The sequence below is a fragment of the Granulicella mallensis MP5ACTX8 genome, assembly GCF_000178955.2.
In the GTDB taxonomy this organism is placed as follows: domain Bacteria; phylum Acidobacteriota; class Terriglobia; order Terriglobales; family Acidobacteriaceae; genus Granulicella; species Granulicella mallensis.
This window is the reverse complement of the sequence record NC_016631.1, coordinates 4,086,904-4,100,778: the sequence shown is the minus strand read 5'-3', so window position 1 is coordinate 4,100,778 and position 13,875 is coordinate 4,086,904. Positions and strand designations below refer to the sequence as shown.

Annotated in this window: 1 protein-coding gene; it reads left to right on the top strand. The window is 60.3% G+C overall.

The genetic code is table 11. The annotated features are described in order from the left end of the window. Positions 1-23 precede the first annotated feature (23 nt). Positions 24-13,694, top strand: coding sequence for a non-ribosomal peptide synthetase (locus ACIX8_RS16165; RefSeq protein WP_263053373.1), 13,671 nt, complete (start codon positions 24-26; stop codon positions 13,692-13,694). Positions 13,695-13,875: the final 181 nt, after the last annotated feature.

The window sequence follows — 13,875 nt, the reverse complement described above, 5'->3', positions numbered from 1 at the left end:
AGCGCGCGGAGCGTAATGGGTTCTTGCCGTTATCGTTCGCGCAGCAGCGGTTGTGGTTTTTGGCGCAGATGGAAGGAATCAGCGAGGCGTATCACATTCCAGTGGGCCTGCGTTTGAGCGGGACTTTGGATACTGAAGCGCTGCAGCGGGCTTTGGACCAGATCGTTTTACGGCATGAATCTCTCCGCACCCGGTTTGTCGTTGTGGGCGGGGAGCCGGTGCAGCAGATCGATCCAGCAACGCCGTTTGATCTGAAGATCCACGATCTCAGCGATGCGAGCGATGCGGAAAGCGAACTGCAGCAGATCGCGCAGGAGGAAGCGGGGGGATCGTTCTCGCTGTCATCGGGGCCACTGATCCGTGGTCGATTGATTCGTTTGGCGCCTACTGAGCACGTGCTGTTGGTGACGATGCACCACATCATCTCGGATGGCTGGTCGATCGGAGTCCTGGTGAAGGATTTCAGCCGCCTGTACAGCCTGTATCGGGCCGGAGAGGTGGATCCTCTACCGGAGCTTTCGATCCAGTATGGGGATTACGCAGTCTGGCAGCACCGGTGGCTGGGCGGGGATAGGCGTGAGGCGCAAGGGGCATATTGGGAGACGACATTGTCCGGTGCGCCGGCGCTGTTGGAACTGCCAATCGATTACCCCCGCCCGGCGCAGCAGAGTTATGCAGGCGGCCGGGTAAGCCTTGAACTGGATCGGGATCTGACGGAGAGGTTGAAGGCGCTGAGCCAGCGACACGGTACGACGCTGTTCATGACGGTGCTGAGTGGTTTTGCGGTACTGCTGTCGCGCTTGTCGGGGGAACAGGACGTTGTGATCGGTACACCGGTAGCGAACCGGACGCAGCGCGAGACCGAGGAGCTGATTGGTTTCTTCGTCAACATGCTGGCGCTGCGGGTGGACTTTACGGGTCAGCCGACGGTGAGCGAACTTCTGAAGCGGGTTCGCCAGACGTCGATCGGAGCGCAGGCGCATCAGGAGCTGCCGTTCGAGCAGGTGGTGGAGCGGCTCAAGCCGAGCCGGAGTTTAGCGCACAGTCCGATCTTCCAGGTGATGTTCGCGTGGCAGAACAATGAGGTGTCTGATCTGGATCTGCCGGGTCTGCGTCTGTCCGGATTAGAGAGCGAATCGTCTGTAGCGAAGTTCGACCTGACGCTTGATCTGAGCGAGACGGATGCTGGGATCGTAGGGTCTCTGGAGTATGCGACGTCTCTGTTCAGGTCCGAGACGGTGGAGCGTTACGGACAGTATCTGGTTCGTCTTCTGGAAGCGATGACGCGTGGCGAGGACGAGCGGGTATCGCAGCTGTCGATGTTGCCTGCGGAGGAGCGTGAGCAGCTGCTGGTGGAGTGGAACGCGACGGAGGTGGCTTATCCGTCGGAGTCGACGGTGCATGGACTGTTCGAGGCACAGGTGGAGGGGAGCCCCGAGTCGACGGCGTTGGTGTTTGAGGAGGAGCGGGTAAGCTACGGGGAGTTGAACTGTCGCGCGAACCGTCTGGCGCATGAGCTGTTGGAACTGGGGGTTCGACCAGACGACCGTGTGGCGATCTGCGTGGAGCGCTCGGTGGCGATGGTGGTGGCGCTGCTGGGGGTTCTGAAGGCAGGTGGAGCGTATGTTCCTCTGGACCCTGCGTATCCTGTGGATCGTCTGAGCTACATGCTTGCGGACTCCGGACCGGTAGCGGTGCTGACGCACGGGGCGGCGCGCGAGACCCTGGAGCAAGCTCTGGGTGAGTTGGAGATACCGGTCCTGGACCTCGATCTCGAGGCCTCGTGGCACAACCGGCCGGAGACCAACCCCGATGCGCAGGCACTAGGACTACGGTCCTCGCACCTCGCCTATGTCATCTATACCTCCGGCTCTACCGGTCAGCCCAAAGGCGTCATGAATGAGCACAGGGGCGTGGTCAACCGTCTGGATTGGACGCAGCGTGCCTATGAGCTTAATGAGACGGATGCCGTTCTGCAGAAGACCTCATTCAGCTTTGATGTTTCGGTCTGGGAGTTCTTCTGGCCACTTCTGTATGGCGCACGGTTAGTCATGGCACGTCCTGAAGGGCATAAGGATGTGGGATATCTGATCGAGATCCTTCAGAGCCAGCACATTACGACGATGCACTTCGTTCCGTCGATGCTGAGGGTTTTTGTGGACCAAAGCGACGTGTCGGCCTGCACTGGCCTGCGGCGCGTGCTGTGCAGCGGCGAAGCTCTGCCGGCTTCGCTGGCGCAACAGTTCAGAGCGCAATGGCCCACGGTGGAATTGCATAATTTGTATGGTCCGACGGAGGCGGCGATCGACGTTACGGCATGGCCGTGCCCGGAGCGTCCTGAGATCGTTCCGATTGGCCGGCCGATATCGAACACGCGGATTTACCTTTTGGACGAGTATGGGGAGCCGGTGCCTGTTGGAGTTGCTGGGGAGTTGTACATCGGTGGTGCGGGGGTGGGTCGCGGTTATCTGAACCGTGCGGAGTTGACGGCGGAGCGGTTTATTGCGAGTCCTTTTGTGGCTGGGGACCGGTTATACAAGACGGGGGACTTGGCGCGGTATTTGTCTGACGGGAACATCGAGTATTTAGGTCGGAACGATTTTCAGGTGAAGATCCGCGGATTCCGTATCGAGCTGGGGGAGATCGAGTCACTTCTGTGTCAGCATGCGGGAGTAGGGGAAGCGGTGGTGGTGGCGCGTGGGGAGGCAGAGGAGAAGCGTCTTGTGGCGTACTACACGGCGGCGGTTGGAGCAGCGGTGGAGGTGGAGTTGCTGCGTGGTCATCTGAGCGCGACCTTACCTGGGTATATGGTTCCGTCGGCGTATGTTCGGATGGAGAGCTTTCCTCTGAGCCCGAACGGGAAGCTGGACCGGAAGGCGCTACCGGCGCCTGACGACGAGGCGTATGTGCGGCGTGGCTACGAGGCTCCTGTAGGGGAGATGGAGGAGACCGTAGCGCGTGTCTTCGCGGAGGTGCTGGGGGTGGAGCGGGTGGGCCGCAACGACAGCTTCTTCGAGCTGGGCGGCCACTCGCTGATGGCTGTGCGTCTGCTGTCGCGTCTGCGCGAGGCGGGCTGGCAGACTGAGGTGAGTACTCTGTTTGCCCAGCCGACGGTAGCCGGTCTGGCCGGCAGTCTGTCTCAACATATCGTATTCGTGGTTCCGGCCAACGGTATTCCCGAGGGCTGCACGAAGATCGAGCCCGCGATGCTGCCGCTGGTGGAGCTGGAGCCTGTTGAGATCGCGCGCATCACGCAGGCGATTCCTGGAGGAGCGGGCAACATCCAGGACATCTATCCGCTCTCCCCGGGACAGGAAGGGGTGCTTTACCATCATCTGGCCTCACGTGAAGGCGATATCTACCTGCTGAACATGCTGCTGAGCCTGGACCGGCGTGAGGAGGTGGATCGCTTCGTGGGAGCGCTGGAGCAGGTGATAGCCCGCCATGACGTGCTGCGTACGGCAGTGTTGTGGGAGGGTCTGCGGTCGCCGGTGCAGGTGGTGTGCCGTGCTGCTGTGCTGGTGGTGGAAGAAGTTGCGCTGTCGATCGAGGACGGCGATATCGCCGATCAGCTGAAGACGCTGTACAGTCCACGGCGTTACCGTCTGGATGTGCGTCAGGCGCCGCTGCTGCGTGTGTTTATGGCGCGCGATGAGTCCCAGGACCGTTGGGTGATCCAGCTGCTGCATCATCATCTGGCTGTGGACCATGTGGGGGTGGAGATCATCCTGCGGGAGCTGGAAGCATGCCTGCTGGGTCAGGCTGCGGAGCTGGCGCCTGCGGCGCCGTATCGGGACTATATTGCGCATGCTCGCCTGCGGGGGAGTGAGGCGGAGCATGAGGCTTACTTCCGCGCGATGCTGGGAGAGGTGGGTGAGCCGACGCTGCCTTATGGACTGGCCGATGTGCAGGATGCGGGCACCCAGGAAGAAGCGATACGCGTGGTCACGCCAGAGCTGTCGACCCGGCTTCGCCGGCAGGCACGGCAGTTGGGCGTGAGTTCGGCAAGCTTATTTCATCTGGCCTTTGCACATGTTCTTGGCCGTCTGTCCAGCCGTAACGACGTGGTGTTCGGCACGGTGCTGCTGGGTCGTCTGCAGGGCGGGGAACACAGCGCACAGGCGCTGGGTATGTTGATCAACACGCTGCCGCTGCGGGTGTCTCTGGTGGGATCCGATCTCCGGCAGCAGGTGCTGCAGACGCATGGACTGCTGAGTTCTCTGGTGGCGCATGAGCATGCGTCGCTGGCGCTGGCCCAGCGTTGCAGCGGCATCCAGGCCCCGCTGCCGTTGTTCAGCGCGATCCTCAACTATCGTCATACGGCGGAGGGCGAACAGGAGAACGGCCCGGCGGCGCTGCCTGGCCTGCGGGTCCTGCAGGCTCAGGAACGGACCAACTATCCGGTGGCTCTGTCGGTGGACGATCTGGGCGAGGGCTTTCGTCTGGTGGCGCAGGTGACTTCGCTGGTCGGCGAAGACGGCGGACGGCGGCTCTGCGATTACATGGACAGGGTGCTGAGCCAGCTGGCGGATGCTCTGGAACAACCGGGAGCGGTCGGACGGGAAGCGCTGTCGATGCTGCCTGTTTCGGAGCGTGAGCAGCTGCTTGTGGAGTGGAACGCGACGGAGGTGGCTTATCCGTTGGAGTCGACGATCCATGGACTGTTCGAGGCACAGGTGGAGGGGGGCCCCGAGTCGACGGCGTTGGTGTACGAGGAGGAGCGGGTAAGCTACGGGGAGTTGAACCGTCGCGCGAACCGTCTGGCGCATGAGTTGGTGGAACTGGGAGTTCGTCCGGACGACCGTGTAGCGATCTGCGTGGAGCGCTCGGTGGCGATGGTGGTGGCGCTGCTGGGGGTTCTGAAGGCAGGTGGAGCGTATGTTCCCCTGGACCCTGCGTATCCTGTGGATCGTCTGAGCTACATGCTTGCGGACTCCGGACCGGTAGCGGTGCTGACGCACGGGGCGGCGCGCGAGACCCTGGAGCAAGCGCTGGGTGAGTTGGAGGTACCCGTCCTGGACCTCGATCTGGAGGCCTCCTGGCGCAGCCGGCCGGAGACCAACCCCGATGCGCAGGCACTAGGACTACGGTCCTCGCACCTCGCCTATGTCATCTATACCTCCGGATCTACTGGAACCCCCAAAGGGGTGATGGTCGAGCACAGGAACGTGGTGAATTATCTTTTCTGGGCGGCGAAGGCATATGACTTCCGGTCTGGCAATATCGCCCCGGTGAATACCTCGTTTGCCTTCGATGCGACAGTCACCAGTTTGCTTACGCCGCTTATCACCGGTGGCGAGGTTCGACTTCTGCCGCATGGAGAAGCAGAATTACCGAGCCTGTCGGCACTTCTGGATCATTCAGAGGAGATATCTCTTGTGAAGTTGACTCCTACGCATCTGGATGTTTTGAGGCAGATCCGACCTGTCGCGATGCGAGGTCGTTTGTCAGGTGTTTTTGTGATTGGGGGGGAAGCGCTGTCGGCCAGCGGTGTTGCAGATTGGCGCAATGCGGCGAAGATACGGCTGATCAATGAATACGGTCCGACGGAAGCTACTGTCGGAATGGTTGTCTATGAAGTGTCCGAGGAGACAAGACGGAATGGTTCCGTTCCGATTGGCCGGCCGATATCGAACACGCGGATTTACCTTTTGGACGAGTATGGGGAGCCGGTGCCTGTTGGAGTTGCTGGGGAGTTGTACATCGGTGGTGCGGGGGTGGGTCGCGGTTATCTGAACCGTGCGGAGTTGACGGCGGAGCGGTTTATTGCGAGTCCTTTTGTGGCTGGGGACCGGTTATACAAGACGGGGGACTTGGCGCGGTATTTGTCTGACGGGAACATCGAGTATTTAGGTCGGAACGATTTTCAGGTGAAGATCCGCGGATTCCGTATCGAGCTGGGGGAGATCGAGTCACTTCTGTGTCAGCATGCGGGAGTAGGGGAAGCGGTGGTGGTGGCGCGTGGGGAGGCAGAGGAGAAGCGTCTTGTGGCGTACTACACGGCGGCGGTTGGAGCAGCGGTGGAGGTGGAGTTGCTGCGTGGTCATCTGAGCGCGACCTTACCTGGGTATATGGTTCCGTCGGCGTATGTTCGGATGGAGAGCTTTCCTCTGAGCCCGAACGGGAAGCTGGACCGGAAGGCGCTACCGGCGCCTGACGACGAGGCGTATGTGCGGCGTGGCTACGAGGCTCCTGTAGGGGAGATGGAGGAGACCGTAGCGCGTGTCTTCGCGGAGGTGCTGGGGGTGGAGCGGGTGGGCCGCAACGACAGCTTCTTCGAGCTGGGCGGCCACTCGCTGATGGCTGTGCGTCTGCTGTCGCGTCTGCGCGAGGCGGGCTGGCAGACTGAGGTGAGTACTCTGTTTGCCCAGCCGACGGTAGCCGGTCTGGCCGGCAGTCTGTCTCAACATATCGTATTCGTGGTTCCGGCCAACGGTATTCCCGAGGGCTGCACGAAGATCGAGCCCGCGATGCTGCCGCTGGTGGAGCTGGAGCCTGTTGAGATCGCGCGCATCACGCAGGCGATTCCTGGAGGAGCGGGCAACATCCAGGACATCTATCCGCTCTCCCCGGGACAGGAAGGGGTGCTTTACCATCATCTGGCCTCACGTGAAGGCGATATCTACCTGCTGAACATGCTGCTGAGCCTGGACCGGCGTGAGGAGGTGGATCGCTTCGTGGGAGCGCTGGAGCAGGTGATAGCCCGCCATGACGTGCTGCGTACGGCAGTGTTGTGGGAGGGTCTGCGGTCGCCGGTGCAGGTGGTGTGCCGTGCTGCTGTGCTGGTGGTGGAAGAAGTTGCGCTGTCGATCGAGGACGGCGATATCGCCGATCAGCTGAAGACGCTGTACAGTCCACGGCGTTACCGTCTGGATGTGCGTCAGGCGCCGCTGCTGCGTGTGTTTATGGCGCGCGATGAGTCCCAGGACCGTTGGGTGATCCAGCTGCTGCATCATCATCTGGCTGTGGACCATGTGGGGGTGGAGATCATCCTGCGGGAGCTGGAAGCATGCCTGCTGGGTCAGGCTGCGGAGCTGGCGCCTGCGGCGCCGTATCGGGACTATATTGCGCATGCTCGCCTGCGGGGGAGTGAGGCGGAGCATGAGGCTTACTTCCGCGCGATGCTGGGAGAGGTGGGTGAGCCGACGCTGCCTTATGGACTGGCCGATGTGCAGGATGCGGGCACCCAGGAAGAAGCGATACGCGTGGTCACGCCAGAGCTGTCGACCCGGCTTCGCCGGCAGGCACGGCAGTTGGGCGTGAGTTCGGCAAGCTTATTTCATCTGGCCTTTGCACATGTTCTTGGCCGTCTGTCCAGCCGTAACGACGTGGTGTTCGGCACGGTGCTGCTGGGTCGTCTGCAGGGCGGGGAACACAGCGCACAGGCGCTGGGTATGTTGATCAACACGCTGCCGCTGCGGGTGTCTCTGGTGGGATCCGATCTCCGGCAGCAGGTGCTGCAGACGCATGGACTGCTGAGTTCTCTGGTGGCGCATGAGCATGCGTCGCTGGCGCTGGCCCAGCGTTGCAGCGGCATCCAGGCCCCGCTGCCGTTGTTCAGCGCGATCCTCAACTATCGTCATACGGCGGAGGGCGAACAGGAGAACGGCCCGGCGGCGCTGCCTGGCCTGCGGGTCCTGCAGGCTCAGGAACGGACCAACTATCCGGTGGCTCTGTCGGTGGACGATCTGGGCGAGGGCTTTCGTCTGGTGGCGCAGGTGACTTCGCTGGTCGGCGAAGACGGCGGACGGCGGCTCTGCGATTACATGGACAGGGTGCTGAGCCAGCTGGCGGATGCTCTGGAACAACCGGGAGCGGTCGGACGGGAAGCGCTGTCGATGCTGCCTGTTTCGGAGCGTGAGCAGCTGCTTGTGGAGTGGAACGCGACGGAGGTGGCTTATCCGTTGGAGTCGACGATCCATGGACTGTTCGAGGCACAGGTGGAGGGGGGCCCCGAGTCGACGGCGTTGGTGTACGAGGAGGAGCGGGTAAGCTACGGGGAGTTGAACCGTCGCGCGAACCGTCTGGCGCATGAGTTGGTGGAACTGGGAGTTCGTCCGGACGACCGTGTAGCGATCTGCGTGGAGCGCTCGGTGGCGATGGTGGTGGCGCTGCTGGGGGTTCTGAAGGCAGGTGGAGCGTATGTTCCCCTGGACCCTGCGTATCCTGTGGATCGTCTGAGCTACATGCTTGCGGACTCCGGACCGGTAGCGGTGCTGACGCACGGGGCGGCGCGCGAGACCCTGGAGCAAGCGCTGGGTAAGTTGGAGGTACCCGTCCTGGACCTCGATCTGGAGGCCTCCTGGCGCAGCCGGCCGGAGACCAACCCCGATGCGCAGGCACTAGGACTACGGTCCTCGCACCTCGCCTATGTCATCTATACCTCCGGATCTACCGGTCAGCCCAAAGGCGTCATGATCGAGCACAGGGGCATCTGCAATCTTGTGGGTGCGCAGGCACAATCGCTATCGATTGCGCGAACCAGCCGTGTCTTGCAGTTTGCCTCGTTTAGCTTTGATGCAAGTGTCTATGAAATGGTCCTGGCCCTCTGCCATGGCGCATGTTTGTGCATACCGGCAGACAAGATTTCGCTTTTGGGAGCATCTATTCAAAGAACGATCGCACAGCTTGGCATCACACATGCGGTGCTAACGCCAGCGGCATTGGCAAACATAGAATCCGACGAAGCGCTTCTGACAACTCTTGCGGTGTTGATTCTTGCCGGAGAGTTGCCGGGAGCGAACCTCATCAAAAAGTGGTCTTCCGCGCGGCGTGTCTTCAATGCCTATGGGCCAACTGAGACAAGCATCTGGGCAACGCTGATGGAATGCCGTCATGGAAGTGACCAGGCACCACCGATCGGTCGACCGATAGCGAATACAAGGATTTACTTACTGGACGAGTATGGCGAACCAGTTCCAACCGGTGTTGCTGGGGAGTTGTACATCGGCGGGGCGGGAGTGGCACGTGGTTATCTGAACCGCGCCGAGCTGACGGTAGAGCGTTTTAACCCGAGTACTTTCGTAGCGGGGGATCGGTTGTATAAGACCGGGGACCTTGGGCGGTATCTCCCCGACGGGAATATCGAGTATTTAGGACGGAACGATTTTCAGGTGAAGATCCGCGGGTTTCGTATCGAGTTGGGCGAGATCGAGTCACTTCTCGGCAAGCATGCGAGTGTTGCAGAGGCCATCGTGCTGGCGCGGAGTGATAAGGCGGGGGACAAGCGCCTGGTGGCGTACTACAAGGCGGCTGGCGGCGATGCGCCGGAGGTGGATGCGGAGTTCCTGCGGGCGCATCTGAGCGCGACGCTTCCTGCGCATATGGTTCCGTCGGCGTATGTGCGGATCGAGTCCTTTCCTCTGAGCCCGAATGGGAAGCTGGACCGGAAGGCGCTACCGGCGCCGGACGACGAGGCCTATGTGCGGCGCGGCTATGAGGCGCCGGCAGGCAAGGTGGAGGAGATCGTAGCGGGGGTCTTTGCGGAGGTACTAGGAGTAGATCGGGTGGGCCGCAATGACAACTTCTTCGAGTTGGGCGGTCACTCCCTGCTGGCTGTACGGGTCATGTCGCGCCTGCGCGACATGCTAGGCCAGGAAATCAGCCTGGACGAGCTTTTCAGCGGCCCAAGCGTACTTGAAGTGGCGGCATGTGCGCAGTCCAGCCCAACTGCTTTGCCCCGGATTGAGCGCGCGGAGCGTAATGGGTTCTTGCCGTTATCGTTCGCGCAGCAGCGGTTGTGGTTTTTGGCGCAGATGGAAGGAATCAGCGAGGCGTATCACATTCCAGTGGGCCTGCGTTTGAGCGGGACTTTGGATACTGAAGCGCTGCAGCGGGCTTTGGACCAGATCGTTTTACGGCATGAATCTCTCCGCACCCGGTTTGTCGTTGTGGGCGGGGAGCCGGTGCAGCAGATCGATCCAGCAACGCCGTTTGATCTGAAGATCCACGATCTCAGCGATGCGAGCGATGCGGAAAGCGAACTGCAGCAGATCGCGCAGGAGGAAGCGGGGGGATCGTTCTCGCTGTCATCGGGGCCACTGATCCGTGGTCGATTGATTCGTTTGGCGCCTACTGAGCACGTGCTGTTGGTGACGATGCACCACATCATCTCGGATGGCTGGTCGATCGGAGTCCTGGTGAAGGATTTCAGCCGCCTGTACGGCCTGTATCGGGCCGGGGAGGTGGATCCTCTACCGGAGCTTTCGATTCAGTATGGGGATTACGCAGTCTGGCAGCACCGGTGGCTGGGCGGGGATAGGCGTGAGGCGCAAGGGGCGTATTGGGAGACGACATTGTCCGGTGCGCCGGCGCTGTTGGAACTGCCAATCGATTACCCCCGCCCGGCGCAGCAGCGCTACGAGGGGCAGCAGGTGCGGCTGAGTTTCGACGCGACGCTGACCGGGGAGTTGAAGGCGCTGAGCCAGCGACACGGTACGACGCTGTTCATGACGGTGCTGGCGGCCTGGGCTACGGTGCTTTCGCGGCTGTCGGGTCAGCAGGACATCGTGATCGGTACGCCGGTAGCGAACCGCACGCAGCGCGAGACCGAGGAGCTGATTGGCTACTTTGTCAATATGCTGTCGTTGCGGGTGGACCTTTCCGGCCAGCCGACGGTGAGTGAACTGCTGCGACGGGTTCGTCAGACGGCCATCGGAGCGCAGGCACATCAGGAGCTGCCGTTCGAGCAGGTGGTGGAGCGGATCAAGCCGAGCCGGAGTCAGGCGCACAGCCCGATCTTCCAGGTCATGTTCGCGTGGCAGAGCAATGAGGCCATGACTCTGGCCTTGCCGGAGCTGAATATTACCTCCCTCACTACGGAACGCACCATGGCCAGATTCGATTTGACACTGGACATGCTGGAAACACCCAATGGAGTCGAAGGTATCCTCGAATACAGCACTGCCCTATTCAAGGAAGCCACCGTACAGCGGTATGTCTCTTACTTGAAGCGTCTGTTGCACGAGATGGTCGCCTACGAGGCGCAGCCGGTGCATACTCTGTCGATGCTGCCTGTTTCGGAGCGTGAGCAGCTGCTTGTGGAGTGGAACGCGACGGAGGTGGCTTATCCGTTGGAGTCGACGATCCATGGACTGTTCGAGGCACAGGTGGAGGGGAGCCCCGAGTCGACGGCGTTGGTGTTTGAGGAGGAGCGGGTAAGCTACGGGGAGTTGAACTGTCGCGCGAACCGTCTGGCGCATGAGTTAGTGGCTCTGGGAGTTCGTCCGGACGACCGTGTGGCGATCTGCGTGGAGCGCTCGGTGGCGATGGTGGTGGCGCTGCTGGGGGTTCTGAAGGCAGGTGGAGCGTATGTTCCTCTGGACCCTGCGTATCCTGTGGATCGTCTGAGCTACATGCTTGCGGACTCCGGACCGGTAGCGGTGCTGACGCACGGGGCGGCGCGCGAGACCCTGGAGCAAGCGCTGGGTAAGTTGGAGGTACCCGTCCTGGACCTCGATCTGGAGGCCTCGTGGCACAGCCGGCCGGAGACCAACCCCGATGCGAACGCACTAGGACTACGGTCCTCGCACCTCGCCTATGTCATCTATACCTCCGGCTCTACCGGTCAGCCCAAAGGCGTCGCTGGAACGGTCTCCGGTCTTGCCAACAGACTGATGTGGTTCGGTGGCATAGTGAAACATGAAAGACCAGTTACTGCGATTAAAACCAGCATAAGCTTTATTGATTCGATCACCGAGATACTCGGTGCCCTCCTTGGGAAGGGCAAGGCGATCATCTTCAGCAGCGACCGTCTGAAGAATGTTCAATGGCTGGCGGAGGGACTGGCGTTGTGGCAAGTGACCAACTTGACCATCGTGCCCTCTCACCTCAAATCGCTGCTCGACATCCGGCCCGACGCGCTTGGTTCGGTGCGCAACCTGATCTGCAGCGGTGAGCAGCTTACACCGGATGTCGTGCGCCTAGTGAAGACCAATAGCCCGGATACAAGGGTGTTCAACTTCTACGGCTCGTCGGAGGTCAATGGGGATGCTACGTTCTTTGCTTTCGATGAAGAGGAAGGTCTGAACGGCGACCGGTCCGTGATCGGCCGTCCCATCTCGAACATGCAAATTTACATCCTCGATTTGAATCGGCAGCCTGTTCCTGTAGGAGTCACGGGAGAGCTGTATCTCTCTGGTGCAGGGTTGGCACGGGGCTATATCAACCAGGTGGAGCGGACGGCGGAGCGTTTCCTCTCCAATCCCTTCGTTAACGATCCCGACACTCGTATGTACAAGACGGGAGATATCGGGCGCTGGCTGGCCGATGGAAGAGTCGAGTACTTGGGACGGCTTGACTCGCAGGTCAAGATCCGCGGCTTCCGTGTCGAGCTGGAGGAAGTCGAGGCACGTCTACGGGCATACCCTGATGTGCGGGATGCCGCAGTCACTGTAAACGAAGACGAGACGGGGGAAAAGCGGCTAGTCACTTACTACACTCTGGTCGATACGACTGTATCGGTTGGTGTCGATCGGTTACGTGCCCACATGGGAGCTACGCTGCCCGACTATATGGTTCCGGCAGCGTATGTCAGGTTGGACAATCTGCCGCTCAATGCCAATGGCAAACTGGACCGCAACTCGCTTCCAGTGCCTCCGGCCGATGCCTATGCCCGGGAAGACTACGAAGCTCCTGTGAACGATCTGGAGAGGCGTCTTGCGGAGCTTTGGTCGGAGGTGCTCGACGTGGAGACTATCGGCCGCAATGACAACTTCTTCGATTTAGGCGGCCACTCCCTGCTGGCCGTACGTCTTGTCTCGCGCATACGTTCGGAGTTGGCCGTCAAGTTACCTGTGCGTGCCCCTTTTGACGCTCCTACCATTGCCAAACTAGCAGCTCTATGCCTGTCCGAGGCCACCCCCTCTGCGCACGTGATTCATCTGGCAGGCAACCGAGATGGCAGGGCAATATTCTGCATGCCTACGGTCGGTGAGCACATTAACTATTACAGCGTTATTGCAAGAAACCTGGGCAGGGATTTTTGTGTCTTTGGCCTGCAGCCACGGCCTCTATGGTGGGAGAAGAGCGATGCGCTTCAGAAAGTTTCCATGCAGTATGCCGATATGATCCAAGAGCAACAACCAAACGGACCTTATAGGCTTTTTGGATGGTCCGCAGGCGGCCGTATCGCTTTAGCCGTGGCCGCAGAACTCGAACGCCGCGGCCAGCAATTGTGCTATGTCGGACTACTTGATATGCCATTGCCATCAATGGATAAAGTGTTTCTTTCGACCTATTGGCGCAACGTGTTACATACACAATTTTCTGCAGAGGTACTCGAGCTCATATCTGCAGACACCCTGGAATCTTTCCTAAATGACCCTGATCGACTGAGTGAAACACAGCTAGCCGAACTTCTGCAGGTAATGAGGGAAGGTCATCCTGACGCAACGCCCGCATCAATCCGGTTGATGCACGAACAGGTAAAAAATATGGAATATCAGCACATTCGAATCACTGAAGCTAAGCTCCCCGCCCTCAATGTGCCCATCCATGCGTGTTGGGCAAAGCAATCAGATATCAGAAATTACTCGACGGACTTCGATTGGAGTGTCATTACCATCCAGGCCCACAAAAACAGGGAAGATACTATTGACTCGGACCATGCCAGCATGATGACTGATCCACACGCCAGCGACGTAGCTGCTTTGATAGTGCGTGCCCAGAAGGGTGAGATAGAAAGAAGCTCTTGATCATTTCTGATTTGCTGAGGTCGTTTTAGAAGGCAGCGCGATGCCAAGGAACCCTCTGTCTTCTGCTGCCTTGAGCTATTCCTCTTACACTTTCGCGCCTCATACAGATCTGAAACGCAGCTTGCCATGCCGGTTTTGACCAGAATGAGGCGTTCGTTTTGATGCGTCGGCGGACGAGCTT